Genomic DNA, 18,137 nt, shown 5'->3' on the forward strand with positions numbered 1-18,137 from the left:
TTTTCGCGTGTCGGACACTGCCGTCAGGCCGGCCGCGTCGGCCAGACCCGAGGTGACACCGGCGCGCTTGACGTCGGTGATCCAGGCGCTGTTGCATGAACTGCGCGGCGATGAGGCCGCGCCACCGAATCTGGACGATGATCTGCAGCGCATGCTTGGCATAGACAGCCTGGCGCGGATGGAACTGATGCTGCGGCTCGAGCAGGCGTTCGACGTGCGCATGCCCGAAGGCGCGATGGAGGCCGCGCAGACGCCGCGCGACCTGTTGCGCGCGCTGGCCGCGGCCCCGCCGCGCAGCAGCACCCGTCCTGCCACGCCCGCCGCGGCTGGCTCGGCGCCGCTCGGAATCGGCGCCGATATTCCGTACCGGGCGCAGACACTGCTGGATGTCCTGCAATGGCATGCCGACAGGGCCGGCGCGCGGCGCCATGCCGTGCTGTTGCGAGACGACCAGGCGCCGCAGGAACTCGACCACACCGCATTGCTCGAGCACGCACGTGCGATGGCTGCGGCGCTGCAGCGCGAGGGCGTTGCGCCCGGCGAGGCGGTTGCGCTGATGTTGCCCACCGGCCTGGCGTTCCTGGAGTGCTTCATGGGCATCTTGCTGGCGGGCGGCGTCCCGGTCCCGATCTACCCCCCGTTTCGCGCCTCGCAGATCGAGGATCACCTGCGTCGCCAGGCACACATCCTGGCCAACGCGCAGGCGGTGCTGCTGATCAGCGACGAGCGCGCGCTGCCGGCGGCCCGCATCCTGCGAGCGGGCGCTCCCGACCTGCGCGCGGTGCTGACCGTGGATCGACTGCGCGCGCCGGGCGGATCGTGGCGCCCCGTGGTGCGCGGCGCCCAGGACACGGCCCTGATCCAGTACACGTCGGGCAGCACCGGCCAACCCAAGGGCGTCGTGCTGACGCATGCCAATCTCCTGGCCAACATCCGGGCCATGGGCCAGGCCGTGAAGGCGGGGCCCGGCGACGTCTTCGTGAGCTGGCTGCCGCTGTACCACGACATGGGCCTGATCGGCGCCTGGCTGGGCAGCCTCTACCACGGCGCGCCGCTGGTGTTGATGTCACCGCAGGCCTTCCTCGGTCGGCCGTCGCGCTGGTTGCGCGCGATCAGCGAGCACCGCGCGACGCTGAGCGCGGCGCCGAACTTCGCGTACGAGATCCTCGCGACGAAGGTGCCGGACGACGAGCTGCAGGGCCTGGACCTGAGCCATTGGCGAGCCGCGATGAACGGCTCCGAGCCGGTGCACGCGACGACGCTGGCGATGTTCCGCGAACGCTTCGAACGATTCGGCTTCGACCGGCGCGCGATGATGCCCGTCTACGGCCTCGCCGAAAGCGGTGTCGGCCTGGCCTTTCCGCCGCTGGGCCGCGGGCCCAGGATCGACCTCATCGATCGGCGGGCGCTGCATGACGACGGGCGCGCCGAGCCGGTCGACACCGAGCGGCCGGACGCGATGCGCGTGGTCGGCTGCGGCATGCCCCTGGCTGGCCACGAGTTGCGCGTCGTGGACGGGCACGGCGCGGAGCTGCCCGACAGGCAGGAGGGCCGGATCGAGTTCCGTGGGCCTTCGGCCACGACCGGCTACTTTCGCAATCCCGAGGGCAACAAGGCGTTGTTCAAAGGCGATTGGCTCGACTCGGGCGACGTCGGCTATGTCGTGGATGGCGAGATCTTCCTCACCAGCCGGGTGAAGGACCTGATCATCCGGGGCGGCCACAACATCCATCCCTATGACCTCGAGGAAGTGGTCAGTGCGTTGCCGGGTGTCCGGCGCGGCTGCGTCGCGGTGTTCGGGGCCACCGATCCACACAGCCGCAGCGAGCGCGTCGTCGTGCTGGCGGAGACCCGCCTGGAGGCGCCGGCGGCCCGGGGAGGGTTGCGCGACCGGATTGCGCAACTGTCGATCGAGGTGCTGGGCCTGCCTGCCGACGACATCGTGCTGGCCCCGCCGCACGCGGTCCTCAAGACTTCCAGCGGAAAGATCCGGCGCGCGGCGTGCCGCAGCCTGTATGAGCAGGGCAAGCTTGGCCAGTCGCGGCCCGGCGTCGCGTGGCAGCTGGCGAAGCTGTGGCTCGACGCCTTGCAGCGGCGCGTGCGCGAACCGGTGCGGCAGGTTGCGTCCGCGCTCTTCGCCGGCTGGCTGTGGGCGGTGTTCGGGGTCGGGGCCGCCCTGGCGGCAGCCGCGGCACTGCTGCCCGCACAGGCGCTGCGCAAGCGGATCGCGCGTGCCATCGCGCGGGTCGGCTTGCGAGTTTGCGGATTGCCGATCCATGTCGAGGGTTCCGCGACTTTGGTCGGCGGCCCCTGGATCATCGTGTCCAACCATGCCAGCTACCTCGACTGGCTGCTGCTCACCGCGGTCCTGCCGGCCCGGGCATGCCTCGTGGCGAAGCGAGAGCTCGCACAGTCGGCGCCCTTGAAGTGGATGCTCGAGCGCATGGGTGTGCGCTTCGTCGAGCGCGACGACGTGCACGCCAGCGTCGAAGACGCCAGGCGCCTGGTGCAGGCGGYCAAGGAGGGCGAAAGCCTGGTGTATTTCCCGGAAGGCACGCTCGCCCGAGCGCCCGGCCTGCGCCCGTTCCACATGGGCGCCTTCGTCGCCGCGGCGCAGGCGGGCGTCAAGGTCGTGCCGGTCAGCCTGCGTGGCACGCGATCGGTGTTGCGCGATGGATCGTGGTGGCCGCGCCGCAGCCCGATCTCGGTTCAGGTGCACGAGCCATTGGGCGCCGAGGGAGACAGCTGGTCGGACGCGGTGCGTCTGCGCGACCGGGCGCGCGAGCAGATCGCCCAGGGCTGTGCGGAGCCTGTGACTTCGGGATGAGCCGCGATTGTTGATCTGGCGCAAGGGGGCGGCCGAAGCCGCCGCGCAGACTGCGCGCCAGGAGCCGCCATGGAAGGACCTGCCCTCATCCGCAAGACCGCCCGGGATTGCCGCCTGCCGCCCAACCTGGTCGACTACGAGGCCGAATGCCGAGCCTTCAGCTGGGATGCGGCCCGCGCCGCCTTGCAGGGCCTTCCCGGTGGCGGTCTCAACATGGGCTTCGAGGCCGTCGACCGGCATGCAGCCGGCCCGTTGAGGGACCGGACGGCCCTGCGATTCGTCTCGCGCGGCGCGGCGCCGCTGGACCTCAGCTACGGCGAACTCGCGCGCCGGACCAACCGCTTCGCCAATGTGCTGCGCCAGCTCGGCGTCGGCAAGGGCGACCGCATGTTCGTGCTCGCGGGGCGCATTCCCGAACTCTACGTCGCGGTGCTCGGCGCCTTGAAGAATGGCAGCGTGGTGACGCCTCTCTTCTCGGCCTTCGGCCCGGAGCCGATCGCAACGCGCATCGGTATCGGCAGCGGGCAGGTGCTCGTGACCACCGACGAACTGTACCGGCGCAAGGTGCGGCAGTGCCGCCGCCAGCTGCCGTCGCTGCGCCACATCCTGCTGGTCGCGGAGGATGGCGGCACCACCGCCGAGCCCGGCACGCTCGATCTCGCCACGCTGATGGCATCGGCCTCCGGCGACTTCAGCACCGTGGCGACCTTGCCGGACGATCCTGCGCTGCTGCACTTCACCAGCGGCACCACCGGTGCGCCGAAGGGCGCACTGCACGTGCATGGCGCGGTGGTCGCCCACCACGCCACCGCGCGCTACGCGCTCGACCTGCATCCGCAGGACCGCTACTGGTGCACGGCCGATCCCGGCTGGGTGACCGGAACCTCGTACGGCATCCTCGCGCCGCTGTTGCTGGGGGTGAGCTCGCTGGTCGATGTCGAGGAGTTCGACGCCGAGCGCTGGTACGGCTTGCTGGAAGAGGAGCGTATCAGCGTCTGGTACACGGCCCCGACCGCGATCCGCATGCTGATGAAGGCCGGTGTGGCGCAGGCGCGGCGGCGCAGCTATCCGGAATTGCGCTTCGTGGCCAGCGTCGGCGAGCCACTCAATCCGGCAGCCGTCTGGTGGGGCAAGGAGGCGCTGGGCCTGCCCATCCACGACAACTGGTGGCAGACCGAGACCGGGGGCATCATGATCGCCAACACCCCGGCCTTCGACATCAAGCCGGGCTCGATGGGCCGCGCGCTGCCCGGCATCGAAGCCCGCATCGTCGAGCACCTGGAGGCCGAGGGCGAGGCGCCCAGGGTGCGGGTCGTCGAGCAGCCGGACGTCGAAGGCGAGCTGGCCCTGCGCGCCGGCTGGCCATCGATGTTTCGCGGCTACCTGAACAACGAGGCCCGCTATCGCCGGTGCTTTGCCGGCGGCTTCTATCTCACGGGCGACCTGGCCCGGCGCGATGCCGACGGCTACTTCTGGTTCGTCAGCCGCGCTGACGACGTCATCAAGTCCGCCGGCCATCTGATCGGCCCGTTCGAGGTCGAGAGCGCCCTGATGGAGCACGCGGCGGTCGCCGAGGCCGCCGTGATCGGCAAGCCCGACGCATTGCTCGGCGAGAGGGTCAAGGCCTTCGTCTCGCTCAAGACCGGTCATGCGCCCGGCGAGGCGCTGCGCACGGACATCCTCGCGCACGCGCGCAGGTGCCTCGGCGCGGCCGTCGCGCCCAAGGAGATCGACTTCCTCGCGTCCCTGCCGCGCACCCGCAGCGGCAAGATCATGCGGCGCCTGCTCAAGGCCCGCGAACTCGGGCTTCCCGAGGGAGACACCTCCACGCTGGAGGGCGGCGCATGAACGAAACGGACGTACCGCCGCCGCCGACCGGCCCCGTGCCCTGGGACAAGGTCTTCGCACTGACGATGCTGGCCGACATGCTGCGCATCCGGCGCATGGAAGAGAAGTGCGCCGAGCTGTACGGCAGGCAGAAGATCCGGGGTTTCCTGCATCTCTACATCGGCGAGGAAGCCGTGGCCACCGGTGCGATGCATGCCTTCGCGGCCGATGACAACATCGTCGCGACCTATCGCGAGCATGGCCATGCATTGCTGCGAGGAATTGGCATGGGCGCGATCATGGCGGAGATGTACGGCAAGCAGGAGGGCTGTTCGCGCGGTCGCGGCGGCTCGATGCACCTGTTCGACCGGGCGACCCGCTTCTTCGGCGGCCAGGCAATCGTCGGCGCCGGACTGCCCCTGGCGGTCGGACTGGCCCTCGCCGACAAGCTCTCGGGGCGCAGCGCATTGACCGCCTGCTTCATGGGCGAAGGGGCCATCGCGGAAGGCGCCTTCCACGAGTCGATGAACCTCGCGGCCTTGTGGCGGTTGCCCGTGCTCTTCTGCTGCGAGAACAACCTGTACGCGATGGGCACGGCGCTGGCGCGCTCCGAGTCGCAGACCGACCTGTGCGTCAAGGCGAGCTCGTACGGGATGCGGGCCATCGCCGTCGACGGCATGGACATCGTGGCTGTCCACGAGGCTGCGAAACGTGCCGCGCCCGAGGTGCGTGACGGTGGCGGGCCGATGTTCATCGAGTTCCAGACCTACCGCTTCCGCGCCCATTCGATGTTCGATGCCGAGCTGTATCGAAGCAAGAGCGAGGTCGAGGCCTGGAAGACCCGTGGCCCGATCCATACCTACACGGCACGCCTGAAGGCGCAGGCCAGTCTCACCGAGGACGAGTTCAAGACCATCGAGGCGAGGGCGCAGGCGGAAGTGGACGAAGCCGTCGCGTTCGCCGAGGCGGGCACCTGGGAGCCGGTGGAGAACCTCCTGGACGACGTGCTCACGCGCAAGGAGCCTGCGTGACGAGCCGCACGATGAGCTATCGCCAGGCGCTGGCCGAGGGCCTGCGCGAAGCGCTGCGACAGGACCCGCGGGTCTTCCTGATGGGCGAGGATGTGGGCCGCTATGGCGGCACCTACGCGGTATCGAAAGGCCTGCTCGACGAGTTCGGACCCGAGCGCGTGCGCGACACGCCCTTGTCCGAGCTTGCCTTTGTCGGCGCCGGGGTCGGCGCGGCGCTGGGCGGCATGCGGCCGATCGTCGAGGTGATGACGGTCAACTTCAGCTTGCTGGCGCTCGATCCCATCGTCAACGGCGCCGCGCTGATGCACCACATGTCGGGCGGGCAGTTCTCGGTGCCGCTGGTGATTCGCATGGCCACCGGCGCGGGTCGCCAGGTGGCGGCGCAGCACTCGCACAGCTTCGAAGGCTGGTACGCGCACGTGCCCGGCATCCGCATCGTCGCGCCCGCCACGGTCGAGGACGCTCGCGGCATGCTCGCTGCGGCGCTCGCCGATCCGGACCCGGTGCTGCTCTTCGAGCACGTGCAGCTCTACAACATGGAGGGCGAGTGCGACGACGCCTGCGGCGTCGACATCTGCAGTGCCAAGGTGCGTCGCACCGGCACCGACGTCAGCCTGATCGCCTACGGCGGATCTCTTTCCAAGGCGATGCTGGCAGCCGAGGCGCTGAGCCTCGAAGGCATCGCCGCCGAAGTGATCGACCTGCGGGTATTGCGGCCGCTCGACGATGCGACCGTGATGTCCTCGGTACGCAAATGCCGGCGCGCGGTGATCGTCGACGAGGGGTGGCGTTCGGGCAGCCTGGCCGCCGAGCTGATGGCGCGCATCGGCGAGCAGGCCTTCTTCGACCTCGACGCGCCGCCGGCGCGYGTGTGCAGCGAGGAAGTGCCGATCCCTTACGCGCAGCATCTCGAGGAGGCCGCCTTGCCGCAGCCGGCGAAAATCGTTGCGGCGGTCAGGACCCTGATGGGGCGCACGCCGTGATTCGATTCGAATTGCCGTCGCTGGGTGCCGACATGGACGAAGGCACGCTGCTGCAATGGAACGTGCAGCCGGGCGACCGCGTGAAGCGCGGGCAGGTGGTGGCCGTGGTCGACACCACCAAGGCTGCCGTCGATGTCGAGAGCTGGCAGGAGGGCGTGGTGGCCGAGTTGCTGGTGGAACCCGGCCAGAAGATTCCCGTCGGTACCGTGATGGCCGTCCTGCTGGAGCCCGGCGAAGCAGCGGGCGCGCCGAGGGTTGCCACACCGCCATCGTTGCCCGCAACGGCCGTCGGCGCCGCAGCGCGCCGCCCGGTGTCGCCGGCGGCCCGCAGGCGCGCGCAGGAACTGGGCATCGTCGCCGAGGACGTGGCGGGCACCGGGGCCCAGGGATCGGTCACGCTGGCCGACATCGAGGCCGCGGCGCGTTCGCGCGAGGCCGGCTCAGCCACGGCTGCACCTGCCGCATCGCTTGTCGATCGCAGCCAAGGGATGCGCAAGGCGATCGCCGCGGCCATGAGCCGCTCCAAGCGCGAGATTCCGCACTACTACCTGTCGGAGCCGATTCCGATGGAGCGCGCGCTGGCCTGGCTGCGGCAGCGCAACGAGGGCGTGGCCGTCGCCGAGCGCATGCTTCCGGCCGTGCTGATGCTCAAGGCGGTGGCTGCTGCGCTGCGGCGGACGCCCGAGCTGAACGGCTTCCATCGCGACGGMGCGTTCATGCCGGCCGCGGCGGTGCATGCGGGCGTGGCGATCTCGCTGCGCGGCGGGGGGCTGGTGGCCCCGGCCATCCACGATGTCGGCGGCAAGTCACTGAACCAGTTGATGCGCGACCTCGACGACTTGGTGAAGCGTGCCCGTTCCGGATCGCTGCGCAGTTCCGAGATGTCCGATCCGACGATCACCGTCACGAATCTGGGCGACCAGGGCGTGGACACCGTGTTCGGCGTGATCTATCCGCCGCAGGTGGCCATCGTCGGTCTCGGCCGCATCGCGACGCGGCCCTGGGCGCAGGACGGCGCCATCCGCCTCGTGCCCGTCGTGCGCGCCACACTGGCCGCCGACCACCGGGCTTCGGACGGCCATCGCGGGGCGCTGTTCCTTGCCGAGCTGCGCGAGCTGCTTCAGCAGCCGCAGGACCTTGCGGCGGAGGGCGACGTGCCGAATCCGAAGAGGGAGGAGCCACATGGATGACGATCGCCGTGCGCTTGCCGACACCGTGCTCGAACTCTTGCGTTCGATCGCCCCCGAGATCGATCCCTCGACCATCGATTGGCAGCGTGCACTGCGCCGTCAGGTCGATCTGGACTCGATGGATTGGCTCAACTTTCTGGTGGCCCTGAACGCCCGATTGGGCGTCGACGTTCCGGAGACCGACTATGGCCGCCTGGTCTCGCTCGCCGATGTGCTCGACTACATCGAGGCTCGACACAGGATCGCGGCCCCTGCAAGAGAAGGCCCCCACCCAACGCCTTAGCGCAGGGGACCGCCCGGGCCGCCGGCGCGCGCGTACCGGGGGCGCGGTGTCAGTAGGGCTCGCGATCCAGGCCTTCGGACCCCGCCGCCGCCTTCTTCGGCGCGTTCCCGACCATGCAGTCGGTGGTCAGCAACAGGCTGGCGATCGATGCGGCGTTCTGCAGCGCCAGGCGCGTCACCTTGGCGGGGTCGATCACGCCCATTTCCAGCAGGTCGCCATACTGGCGCGTCGCCGCGTTGTAGCCGTAGCTTCGCTGGGTCGACGCATCAAGCCTGTCGAGCACGATGGACGGCTCGTCGGCCGCGTTGCCGACGATGCGCCGCAGGGGCTCCTCGAGCGCGCGCTGGACGATCTTGATGCCCGACGCCTGGTCCAGGTTGGCGGATGGCAGCTCCGCCAATTCGCGTCGGGCGCGCAGCAGCGCCACGCCGCCGCCGGGAACGATGCCTTCCTCGACGGCGGCGCGTGTCGCGTGCAGCGCATCCTCGACCCGCAGCTTGCGTTCCTTCAGCTCGGTCTCGGTCGCGGCGCCGACCTTGATCAGCGCCACGCCGCCCGACAGCTTGGCGATGCGTTCGTCCAGTTGCGTGCGGTCGTACTCGCTGGTCTGCAACTCGCGTTCCTTGCGGATGGCGGCGATCCGGTCCCGGATCGCCTGCGGGTCGCCGCCGCCGCCGATGATCGTGGTGCTCTCCTTTTCGACCACCACGCGGCGCGCCCGGCCCAGGTTGTCCGGCGTCGCCTTTGCGAGCGTCAGCCCGAGCTCGCTCGACAGCACCTGCCCGCCGGTCAGGATGCCCATGTCCTGCAGCATGGCCTTGCGCCGGTCGCCAAAGCCCGGTGCCTTCACGGCGCAGGTTTTCACGACGCCACGGACACTGTTGATGACCAGCGTGGCCAGCGCATCGGCGTCCACCTCCTCGGCGATCACCAGCAGCGGCGCTCCTGACTTCGCCGCCGCCTCGAGCAGAGGCACCAGGTCGTTGATCGCCGAGAGCCTCTGGTCGCACAGGACGATCAGCGCGTTCTCCAGCACCGCCGCCTGCTTCTCGGCATTGTTGACGAAATAGGGCGACAGGTATCCGCGGTCGAACTGCAGGCCCTCGACGATCTCGAGTTCGCTGACCCGCCCGGAGCCGTCCTCGATCGACACCGCGCCTTCGCGGCCCACCTTGTCCATCGCATTCGCGATGAGCTCGCCGATCGAACGGTCGTTGTTGGCCGAGATGGCCGCCACGTGGGCAATCTCCTGCGAGCTCGTGCAAGGTTGCGACATCGTCTTCAGCGTGTTCACGACCGTTTCCGCGCCGAGGTCGATGCCGCGCTTGAGGTCCATCGGGTTCATGCCGGCGGCCAAGTACTTCAGGCCCTCCTGGATCATGGCGTGCGCCAGCACGGTGGCGGTGGTGGTGCCGTCACCCGCCATCTCGCTGGTGCGGGCGGCGACCTCGCGCAGCAGCTGCGCGCCCATGTTCTCGAAGCGGTCTTCCAGTTCGATCGACTTGGCGACCACGACGCCGGAGTTGACGATCTGGGGCGCGCCGTACTCGCTGTCGATGATCACCGTGCGACCCCGGGGGCCGAGGGTCACCTTGACAGCATCGGCGAGCGTGTCAACGCCGCGGCGGATCTTTTCACGCGCATCTTCCCCGAACAAAATCTTCTTGACTGTCATGGCGAAATCTCCTGGGGTAGCGACGAAGGCGTCGCGGCAGTTCCTGAAGGCCGTAGGCCCATGGTAAGGCGATCGGCTGCGGCGCCCTTTGATCGGGCGCAAGCCACGAAACCGGCGCGGCGCATTCCGGAAACCTTGCCGAGCACTTGCGCTGCGTCAAGGCATCGGCATTGGCCTTGCGCGATCCTGAGCTTCGATGCCGCCTCCGGCGCGGCGATCCGTCCATGTGTTCGAGGGTTCAGAGGGCGCAGATGTTGGACTCCTCACTGAGCATCGTTTTAGCGCAGCATGGTTCAAATGAACGCTCCCGAAGGTCAACACATCGCTCTCGGCGATGCTCACCTGCATCCGGCAGCAACCGTCGCCGACCATCTGGGAGTGGATCTGCACAGTGGCCTGACGGCTGAACAGGCGACGCGGCGGCGTGAGATCTACGGTCAGAACCGCCTGCCCGAGGTGCCGCCGCGAGGATTGGTCCGACGCTTGGTCGACCAGTTCCGCGACTTCATGGTGCTGGTGTTGATAGCTGCTGCGATGTTGTCCGGCTTCATCGGGGACGTTGCGGATACCGTCGCCATCGTCGTCATCGTCGCTCTCAACGCCGCCATCGGCCTCACCCAGGAATGGCGCGCGGAGCGCGCGCTCGATGCCCTGAAGCGCCTGGCCAGTCTGCATGCAACCGTTCGGCGAGAAGGCCGCGCATTGACCCTCGAGACCTCGCACCTGGTTCCGGGCGACGTCGTGCTTCTGGAGGCGGGAAACCTCGTCCCGGCCGATCTGCGGCTGCACCAAGCGGCACAACTGCGTATGGACGAATCGTCGTTGACAGGGGAATCGGCGACGGTCGAGAAGCATACGACCCACCTGCCGAAAGGCGACCATGCGCTTGGCGATCGACTCAACATGGCATTCAAGGGAACGCTGGTCACGCATGGACGCGCCGAAGGACTGGTGGTTGCCACGGGACAGGACACCGAGTTGGGCCGCATCGCAGGCTTGTTGCGAGACACGGAAGTGCGGAGCACGCCCTTGCAACTTCGCCTGGCCGCGTTCGGCAAGCGGCTGTCCCTCGTCGTGTTGTGCATCTGTGCCCTGATCTTCGGTATCGGCGTAGCTCGGGGCGAACCGGTATTGTTGATGGCGTTGACGGCCATCAGCCTAGCGGTGGCGGCGATTCCCGAGGCGCTGCCCGCCGTGGTGACCGTCCTGCTGGCGTTGGGGGCGCGCCGCATGGTCAAGGTGAATGCTCTGGTGCGGCGGCTTCCTTCGGTCGAGACCTTGGGTTCGGTCAGCGTGATCTGCGCCGACAAGACGGGGACACTGACGCAAAATCGTATGCGCGTCGAGGTCGTCGACTATCCCGGAGGAGGGACATCGGAGCCTCTGTGGACCGCTGCGCTGCTGTGCAGCGATGCCAGTCTGGATGTGGAGGGCCGGTGGGTGGGCGACCCCACCGAGACCGCGTTGGTCGAAGGGGCCCAGGACAACGGCATGAAGCCGCACGAGGTGCGGTCGGCGCACGCTCGTTTGTACGAGTGGCCATTTGATTCCGGGCGCAAGCGGATGAGCACGCTGCACCGCGAGGGTGTTCGCTGGCTCGTCATCACCAAGGGCGCGCCTGAAACGCTGCTGCCGCGGTGCACGCACGCCGTGGCGGGGCAGGAACAGCGCACGCTGGATGTTGACCGGGCGCTGGATGCCGCTGCGGCGATGGCGGCGCAAGGCCTACGCGTTCTGGCATTGGCCCGTCGTTCGTTCGCGCAGGACCCGAGCGGGAAATCGTGCGACGCGGTGGAGGCCGACCTCGCGCTGCTCGGACTTGTGGGCTTGGCCGATCCGCCGCGTCCGCAGGCGAAAGCCGCCGTCGCAGATTGTCGCAGCGCGGGCATCACGCCCGTGATGATCACAGGCGACCACCCAGCGACAGCATTGGCCATCGCGCGCGAACTGGGGATCGCCGAAGGCGACGCCACGGTGCTTACAGGCTCGCAACTCGCTGCGATGGACGACGATTCGTTGCGCCGCCTGGCTGGGGATGTGCATGTGTATGCGCGGGTCGACCCTTCCCAGAAGATACGCATCGTTCAGGCCTTGCAGGCGCAAGGCCAGTTCGTGGCCATGACGGGTGATGGCGTGAACGACGCGCCGGCACTGAAGCAGGCCGACATCGGCGTGGCAATGGGCCTCGGCGGCACCGACGTCGCGCGCGAGGCCGCGAGCCTGGTGCTGCTCGACGACAACTTCGCCAGCATCGTGGCCGCGGTGCGCGAGGGGAGGCGCATTTTCGACAACGTTCGAAAGTTCATCCGCTACGCAATGGCGGGGAACTCCGGGGAGATCTGGACGTTGTTTCTCGCGCCGCTGATCGGCTTGCCGACCCCCCTGCTGCCACTGCACATCCTATGGGTGAACCTGGTCACCGACGGCTTGCCCGGACTGGCGCTCGCCGCGGAACCCGCCGAACGAGGCGTGATGAAGCGACCGCCGCGCCCGCCAGGTGAGAGCGTATTCGCCGGCGGGCTGTGGCAGCACACGCTCTGGGTAGGTCTCCTGATCGCGGGTCTGTGTCTCGGAGTGCAAGCGTGGGCCTTGCAAACGGGCATGCACTGGCAGACGATGGTCTTCACGGTGCTCACTCTGTCCCAGATGGGACACGTGCTGGCCATCCGTTCGGAGAGGGATTCTCTCTTCACCCAAGGGTTGCGCAGCAACGTTCCGCTGGCTGGCGCTGTCCTCTCGACCTTCGTGATGCAAATGGCCGTCATTTACGTGCCGATGCTCCAGTCGCTGTTTCACACCGAGGCGTTGTCGCCTGGCGAACTCGCGATATGCCTGGTATGCGCAGTCATGGTGTTTGCCGCGGTCGAAGCAGAGAAGTGGTTGAAGCGCAGAGCGGCGCAACCGTTCCGCTTGGCAGAGGCTGTCTGAGCTGCCATCCAAACGGTGGATCGTCGATTGTTTCCACACGTCCTCGGCCGCATACGGTCTCAGGGAGACCGAAGATTTGCTTGCTACCTGCTGGCAGCCGCGGCCATTGCGCTCAACAACCGGCCGCGAAAAGTTCTTGGTTGGAAGACTCCTGCGGAAGTGATGAGCAAGCATCCATCATCGCGGCGTCATCAACCTGTTGCGACGACCGGTTGAATCCGCCTTGCGAGCCGCGGTCCGAATGATGCGTCAGGCTGCGGTCCCGCTCGGGTTTGCGGTCGTAGTCAACCGCACCGAGACCACCTGCGGCAGGCGGCCCAGACCCCCACCTTGCGCTCATACCGCTCATGCGCCAAGCCATTGTTCGACCTTGTCACGGCTGGGCACACCCCCGGCATGGACCACCTTGCCGTCGATCACCACGCCGGGGGTCGACATCACGCCGTAGTTCACGATGTCGCGCATCTCCTCGACCTTCTGCAGCGTGACGCTGACGCCCTTGGCCTTGGCAACCTGTTCGATCATTGCGACCGTACTCTTGCATTTGGCACATCCCGTGCCGAGTACCTTGATGTCCATATCAATCTCCATTCAGGGTTGAAGTCTCAAGTGGCCGCCCCGGCGCGTGCACGTCTATTGCATTCGGCACACTCGAAACTCGGCCACCTGATAGCAGGGCTCGCATTTGCGCATGCTCTGCAGTTGTCGGCCAGCTTGCGTCCTCGGGAACGGTCGCTGAGCCAGGACGGTGCGGGTGCGCCGCCGGCGTGCCAGGCCAGTCGATGCGTCCCTGGGCGTCAAATCGGACCAAGCTGTACGTCTCGTTGACCACTGTGCCGGCCTCTCCGGGCGCTTCGCGCACGTACCAATCGGCCAGTCGCAGGGTTCGGCCCGCCAACGCGGGTGCTGTGGCCTGGCCGCGAGCAAGCGCCACGTACAGGGCATGGGGAACGGGATGGACCCCGCTGTCTTCGTCGAGCAGGAAGACGTAGGAGACGTGCTCATTCGCTGCGACGCCATCTGCGCCATGCGGGAGGCTGCGGCCCGAAATGTCGACCGTGCTGTACACGGGCGCAAAGCCGCCGCCCGGCGTTCGAAAGTTCGTGGTCTGGCCTTGGTACAGGCGCGCCGCCACCCACTGTACCGACCCCTCGTAGGCATAGGCTCGCAGGTCGAACTTCAGGGGCCGCACGGCCTCCCCCTTGTCGAGCTTGCGTTCACCCGGCGCAACGATGGCCTGGGCGACGTAGTCACCGCCGAGAATGTCCGCCCAGACTCGCTGTGTCAGTTTGTCGCCTCGGTACGCCGCGCGGCTACCAAAACCGGCCACGGGCTTGAAGAAGAGGTTGCGGCGCGCCGCCCACAGTCGATCGGCGTTCGCCGCAGAGACCACCTCGGTGTGCGGCACGCAGGACAGCAATATCTCCTGTGTTGCCGGCGGCACGCCCAGCGCCTGGAGACGAGCCGGATCGCTGAAGAGCGCGAGCTGACGCTTGTCGGCATAAAGGGCGTGCGCTTGCGGGTGAGGGGTCAGCACCGCGCCGCGCTGTTCGTAGGCGTCACGCAGCGCAGCACTGTCCGGTTGTTCAAGGTAGAAGTCGGTCAGCCGGTTGTAGACCAGATCGATCGCGAGCTCGTCGCACCAGAGCACGCCGTCACGCCACACAAGCTCCGACGGATCGGCGATGACAGCACGCAGTCCGTGTCGTTCGAACAAGCGCTGGAACAGGACAAATTCGGGGTACAGGTATTGATCTGCAGGCGCTGCGTCGACGATCGCTATGCTTGCCAGCGGTCGCGCCGCGCGGCCTTGGCCTGCCAGTCGCCACTCTCGGCGAAACATGTCGACGATGCGTTGCTCGAACGCCAACACGCTGGCTGGCGTGGGCACCATCGCATCCATCGCGTCGCAGCAGGCCCGCTGCGCGCGCGCCAGCACCGCGTTGAGCATGGCGCCGCCCGCATTGGTGTTGATCTCGATGAGGCCCAGGCGCCCCTGGTCGAGGTGAAAGTCGTATCCGAGGAACACGCCGTGCGGGCCTTGCCCGCCCAAGCGAGCGATGGCTGGTGCCGCTGCCAATGTCTGCTCGCGGTACGCCGGCATGGCTACCACCGATTCGATGGYCTGCACCAGCTGCGCCATGCGCTGCAACTGCGCTGCGGCCACGAACACCGGTTGGGCGGAGAACACGAAGGGACAGCGCCCGCGAATGAGATCCGACAGGCCCGGCCGCCCCAACTCGGCATCGAGCGCATGCGCCAGCGCTTCGCGGTCGAGGCTGAAGCAAAAGCACTCGCTGTTGAGCAGTGCGATCGAATCGCGCGTGCGTGCCGATTTCATTTGATCAAAGCAATGCGTTGAAAACGTAGCCGACCGTCAATATGCCGGCGGTCACCACACCTGCGAAGGTGGCGATCAGGCGCACTTTCAGCACCTTGCGCAAGATGATCATCTCGGGCAAGGAAAGCGCGATCACGCTCATCATGAACGCCAGCACGGTGCCGAGTGCCGCGCCCTTGGCCAGCAATGCCTGCACGATCGGGATCACACCGGCGGCGTTCGTGTACATCGGTACGCCAATGAGCACCGCGAGCGGCACCGACCACCACGGAGCGTCTTTGCCCATGAACGAAGCCATGAAATCCTCTGGTACCCAGCCGTGGATGCCTGCACCGATGGCGATGCCGGCCAGGATGTAGGGCCAGACCTTGCCGACGATCTCATGCACGCTGGCAAAACCAGCATCGATTCGCTCGGTGAGGGCCATGCCCTGGTCATCGGCAGCCGCCTGCACCTTGGGCATGTCGCGCACCCAGTCCTCCAGGTGCCGCTCCATCCTCATCCGGCCGATCACCCAGCCCGCCACAACCGCCACGCTCAGGCCCAGGGCCAGGTAGAGCAGCGCGATCTTCCAGCCGAACAGGCTGAGCAGCAGCGTCAGCGCCACCTCGTTGACCATCGGCGCCGAAATCAGGAACGAAAAGGTCACGCCCAGAGGCACGCCGGCCTGAACGAAGCCAATGAACAAGGGCACTGCGGAACAGGAACAGAAGGGCGTCACGATGCCCAGACTGGCGGCCATCACGTTGGCCACGCCTTCGGTCCGGCCGGCCAGCAAGGCACGCGTGCGCTCAGGGGTGAAGTACGAGTTCACCATGCCCATCACGAACACCACCGCCGTCAGCAGCAACAACACCTTGGGCGTGTCGTAGAAGAAGAACTGCAGGGCGCCGCCCAGGCGGCTCGCCCTGTCCACAGGCAACGCGGCGACGAGAGCCTCTGAGGCCGGTGTCAACGTCTGGTAGAGCACCCACCAAACCAGAGCGGCCATGAAAAGAAAGACGCGAGGGTGTTGACTCGGCAACTGCAGAGTTCGTTGGCGTAGCGTGGAAGTGGTCAGTTCGGTCATGGTCCGTCCTCTCCAAAGCGGAGATGAAGACCTGCAAAAGGATGCAGCAACTGGAATTTCCGACGTTTGATCGACGTCAAGCCACGGGGCCGTCAATCGCAAGGAATTCGCGCAGCGTTCTGATCGGCGCGGCCTACGGGCCTGTTTCGCAACACGCTCAAGAGGTATTTGCGTTCGGGCGCGGCGTCGAACTCCATGAACGCCTTGGCGATCGAGGATTGGTTTGGAATCGTGATCATTCGCATCCAGCGGCCGAGCACGCGCAGCTGGTTCACCGCATTGAACGACTGGGAGCTGCCCGAAACCTGCATGACCGCGAGCGTTTCCCCTTGGGTTGGCCGCACGGCGCACACGATCAAAGGGATCCAGTCGATCTGCGCCTTCATGATGCCAGTCGTCGCTCCGTGCCGTTCTGGCGAGCACCAGACCATGCCCTCAGCCCATTGGGCGAGCGAGCGCAATTCCTGAACCTTCGGATGGCTTTCGGGGGCGCTGTCCGGTAGCGGCAGGTCCCTCGGGTCGAAGTTTCGGACATCACCTCCCATCGCTGTCAGAAGCCTGGCGGCTTCCTCTGTCGCAAGCCGGCTGAACCTGCAAGTGCGGGGGCTCTGGGCAAGGCCTCAGGTGATCGCGAATGCCAGTACCAGGGCCACCATCGTGAGGATGCCGAGGCCAGCAATGAAGACGACCTCTGCGTGTGCCTCGTAGCGCATGCCAGGGCGACGTACGCGTATCGAGACGAAGGACAACATGGCGCTCGTCAAGAACACCAGCGCGTCCACGGCAAGGAACTCGTCCACCACCCAGCGCAATTCGCCACCGGGGTTGAGATGGCCGATCGACAGCACTGTCATGCAGACGCCGATCATCGTCGCCGAGGTCGGCAGAATGTGGGCAGACAATCCGCTTCCGAGGCCCGACTCTGTTTGGCGCGTTTCGATTGCTACCTGAGTGCCGCACTTCGCGTCAGGTTCCTTCAGCCCAGGCTCGCTGGACGATCCGTGTTTGTCAGCCACGGCGCACCGGGACGTCGATCTTGTCGCCCCCCCGTTCGCGGAGAAGTGCCCCGCTCTTTCCGGATCTCTTGATCAGTTCGCGAACCTGAAACGGGCTCTCGGCCGGCGATCCGTCCACGCCAACCAGCACGTCGCCCACTCTGATTGCAGCCTTGGGACTCATGATCAATCCTGATTCCTCGCGATACGCCGGAGCCACGCGAGCCTTGGGAAATGCACGGGGCGGGGCGAGGCTAGAGTGCTTGAACATTTTGAAGAACGGATCGTCGGGACCGGCGCCAGGGAATTCCCGCTGAGGGTCATCCGGTCCTTCGCGGATGGCAGCCGCCTGCCCGCCATGCGTTGCACCCATATTGATCAGGACCGCACCATCGCGCTCCGCGATCCGGACGAACTCATCGATCGTCCCTCTCGCGGCTGCGGACGGTGCAATCGCCGTCGCCCCGGAAGGGAGCGCGCGGACTTGGCGATTCAAGACTATGGTGGGGCCCGTGCATTCGAACATGCTGGCCGTGATGGGCGCAAGGACGTAAGACCATCCCTGGCGTGTGACGTGGCAACTTCTCGGTCATCTCGGAATCCAAATCGCGGCAGCTCTTTGGCTGTACGCAATAGTTCGACTGGGCCAAGGAGGCTTCGTGTACCAACATATCCTGGTTCCCCTCGATGGCAGCGCCACCTCCGAGCGTGGCTTGCGGGAAGCAGTGCAACTCGCCGTCGAGCACAAGGGAAGGTTGCGACTGCTGCATGTCATCGGTAAGCAACTGGTCACCCCATCTTGAATCGTTCCGCGGGTGCCGGGAGCATGCGTCCACCTCACAACTTAGGTGGACACCATGGAAATCGCCAAACCCGCTACCCGCCGTCGCCACGGCCCGGACCTGAAGTCGCGCGTTCTCGCCGAGTGCGCGGCGCATGGCGCGTCGGTCGCCGCTGTCGCCCTGGCGCATGGCCTCAACGCCAATCT

Annotated in this window: 14 protein-coding genes and 1 pseudogene; 8 read left to right on the plus strand and 7 right to left on the minus strand. The window is 67.1% G+C overall.

All coding sequences use genetic code 11. The annotated features are described in order from the left end of the window. Positions 1 to 76: 76 nt before the first annotated feature. The 6 genes from AC1D2E_RS23290 to AC1D2E_RS23315 all read left to right on the plus strand — a co-directional run bounded on the left by AC1D2E_RS23290 (position 77) and on the right by AC1D2E_RS23315 (position 8,141). Positions 77 to 2,827, plus strand: coding sequence for an AMP-binding protein (locus AC1D2E_RS23290; protein WP_478199609.1), 2,751 nt, complete (start codon positions 77 to 79; stop codon positions 2,825 to 2,827). Positions 2,828 to 2,896: 69 nt separating this feature from the next. Continuing rightward, positions 2,897 to 4,675, plus strand: a complete 1,779-nt coding sequence (gene acsA, locus AC1D2E_RS23295; protein WP_478199598.1) for an acetate--CoA ligase — start codon at positions 2,897 to 2,899, stop codon at positions 4,673 to 4,675. Further along, the gene (pdhA, locus tag AC1D2E_RS23300) at positions 4,672 to 5,685 is read left to right on the plus strand and encodes a pyruvate dehydrogenase (acetyl-transferring) E1 component subunit alpha (protein WP_478199599.1); all 1,014 of its coding nucleotides are present in this window, start codon (positions 4,672 to 4,674) and stop codon (positions 5,683 to 5,685) included. Before acsA ends, pdhA begins: the two co-directional genes overlap by 4 nt. 11 nt (positions 5,686 to 5,696) lie before the next feature. Next, on the plus strand, positions 5,697 to 6,668 hold the full coding sequence (locus AC1D2E_RS23305; RefSeq protein ID WP_478199610.1) for an alpha-ketoacid dehydrogenase subunit beta: 972 nt from the start codon (positions 5,697 to 5,699) through the stop codon (positions 6,666 to 6,668). Beyond that, entirely contained in the window at positions 6,665 to 7,858 is a 1,194-nt protein-coding gene (locus tag AC1D2E_RS23310; protein WP_478199600.1) for a dihydrolipoamide acetyltransferase family protein, read from the plus strand. The genes AC1D2E_RS23305 and AC1D2E_RS23310 overlap by 4 nt, the downstream gene beginning before the upstream one ends. Next, positions 7,851 to 8,141, plus strand: a complete 291-nt coding sequence (locus AC1D2E_RS23315) for an acyl carrier protein (protein WP_478199601.1) — start codon at positions 7,851 to 7,853, stop codon at positions 8,139 to 8,141. The genes AC1D2E_RS23310 and AC1D2E_RS23315 overlap by 8 nt, the downstream gene beginning before the upstream one ends. A 49-nt stretch (positions 8,142 to 8,190) precedes the next feature. Here the strand turns inward: AC1D2E_RS23315 and groL are convergent, their stop codons facing one another. Further along, positions 8,191 to 9,816 (minus strand): chaperonin GroEL, encoded by a 1,626-nt coding sequence (groL, locus tag AC1D2E_RS23320; RefSeq protein ID WP_478199602.1) that lies wholly within the window; start codon positions 9,814 to 9,816, stop codon positions 8,191 to 8,193. Positions 9,817 to 10,113: 297 nt separating this feature from the next. On the opposite strand from groL, the gene AC1D2E_RS23325 reads away from it, so the two are divergent. Beyond that, complete coding sequence (locus tag AC1D2E_RS23325; RefSeq protein ID WP_478199603.1) at positions 10,114 to 12,744, plus strand: cation-translocating P-type ATPase; 2,631 nt, start codon at positions 10,114 to 10,116, stop codon at positions 12,742 to 12,744. A gap of 345 nt (positions 12,745 to 13,089) precedes the next feature. On the opposite strand, the gene AC1D2E_RS23330 is transcribed toward AC1D2E_RS23325, so the two are convergent. From AC1D2E_RS23330 to AC1D2E_RS23355, 6 genes and pseudogenes are all read right to left on the minus strand, one after another. After that, on the minus strand, positions 13,090 to 13,323 hold the full coding sequence (locus AC1D2E_RS23330; RefSeq protein ID WP_478173453.1) for a thioredoxin family protein: 234 nt from the start codon (positions 13,321 to 13,323) through the stop codon (positions 13,090 to 13,092). A gap of 1 nt (position 13,324) precedes the next feature. Next, complete coding sequence (locus AC1D2E_RS23335; RefSeq protein WP_478199604.1) at positions 13,325 to 15,085, minus strand: hypothetical protein; 1,761 nt, start codon at positions 15,083 to 15,085, stop codon at positions 13,325 to 13,327. A gap of 4 nt (positions 15,086 to 15,089) precedes the next feature. Next, on the minus strand, positions 15,090 to 16,154 hold the full coding sequence (locus AC1D2E_RS23340; protein WP_478199605.1) for a permease: 1,065 nt from the start codon (positions 16,152 to 16,154) through the stop codon (positions 15,090 to 15,092). A gap of 167 nt (positions 16,155 to 16,321) precedes the next feature. Then, a pseudogene (locus AC1D2E_RS23345) lies at positions 16,322 to 16,747 on the minus strand (NAD(P)H-dependent oxidoreductase); the annotation flags it as partial. Positions 16,748 to 16,774: 27 nt separating this feature from the next. Next, the gene (locus AC1D2E_RS23350; protein WP_478199606.1) at positions 16,775 to 17,170 is read right to left on the minus strand and encodes a hypothetical protein; all 396 of its coding nucleotides are present in this window, start codon (positions 17,168 to 17,170) and stop codon (positions 16,775 to 16,777) included. Beyond that, on the minus strand, positions 17,163 to 17,645 hold the full coding sequence (locus tag AC1D2E_RS23355; protein ID WP_478199607.1) for a hypothetical protein: 483 nt from the start codon (positions 17,643 to 17,645) through the stop codon (positions 17,163 to 17,165). Before AC1D2E_RS23355 ends, AC1D2E_RS23350 begins: the two co-directional genes overlap by 8 nt. Positions 17,646 to 17,808: 163 nt before the next feature. Here AC1D2E_RS23355 and AC1D2E_RS23360 point away from each other — a divergent pair, with 163 nt between their 5' ends. Continuing rightward, entirely contained in the window at positions 17,809 to 17,952 is a 144-nt protein-coding gene (locus tag AC1D2E_RS23360) for a universal stress protein (protein ID WP_478199608.1), read from the plus strand. Positions 17,953 to 18,137: the final 185 nt, after the last annotated feature.

This window comes from Variovorax sp. P1_H2, from assembly GCF_056405295.1.

Excerpts from the sequence above, each read along its gene's own strand:
- groL (WP_478199602.1), bottom strand. The coding sequence starts at position 9,816 with ATGACAGTCAAGAAGATTTTGTTCGGGGAAGATGCGCGTGAAAAGATC.
- pdhA (WP_478199599.1), top strand. The coding sequence starts at position 4,672 with ATGAACGAAACGGACGTACCGCCGCCGCCGACCGGCCCCGTGCCCTGG.
- AC1D2E_RS23315 (WP_478199601.1), top strand. The coding sequence starts at position 7,851 with ATGGATGACGATCGCCGTGCGCTTGCCGACACCGTGCTCGAACTCTTG.
- AC1D2E_RS23325 (WP_478199603.1), top strand. The coding sequence starts at position 10,114 with ATGAACGCTCCCGAAGGTCAACACATCGCTCTCGGCGATGCTCACCTG.
- AC1D2E_RS23330 (WP_478173453.1), bottom strand. The coding sequence starts at position 13,323 with ATGGACATCAAGGTACTCGGCACGGGATGTGCCAAATGCAAGAGTACG.
- acsA (WP_478199598.1), top strand. The coding sequence starts at position 2,897 with ATGGAAGGACCTGCCCTCATCCGCAAGACCGCCCGGGATTGCCGCCTG.
- AC1D2E_RS23340 (WP_478199605.1), bottom strand. The coding sequence starts at position 16,154 with ATGACCGAACTGACCACTTCCACGCTACGCCAACGAACTCTGCAGTTG.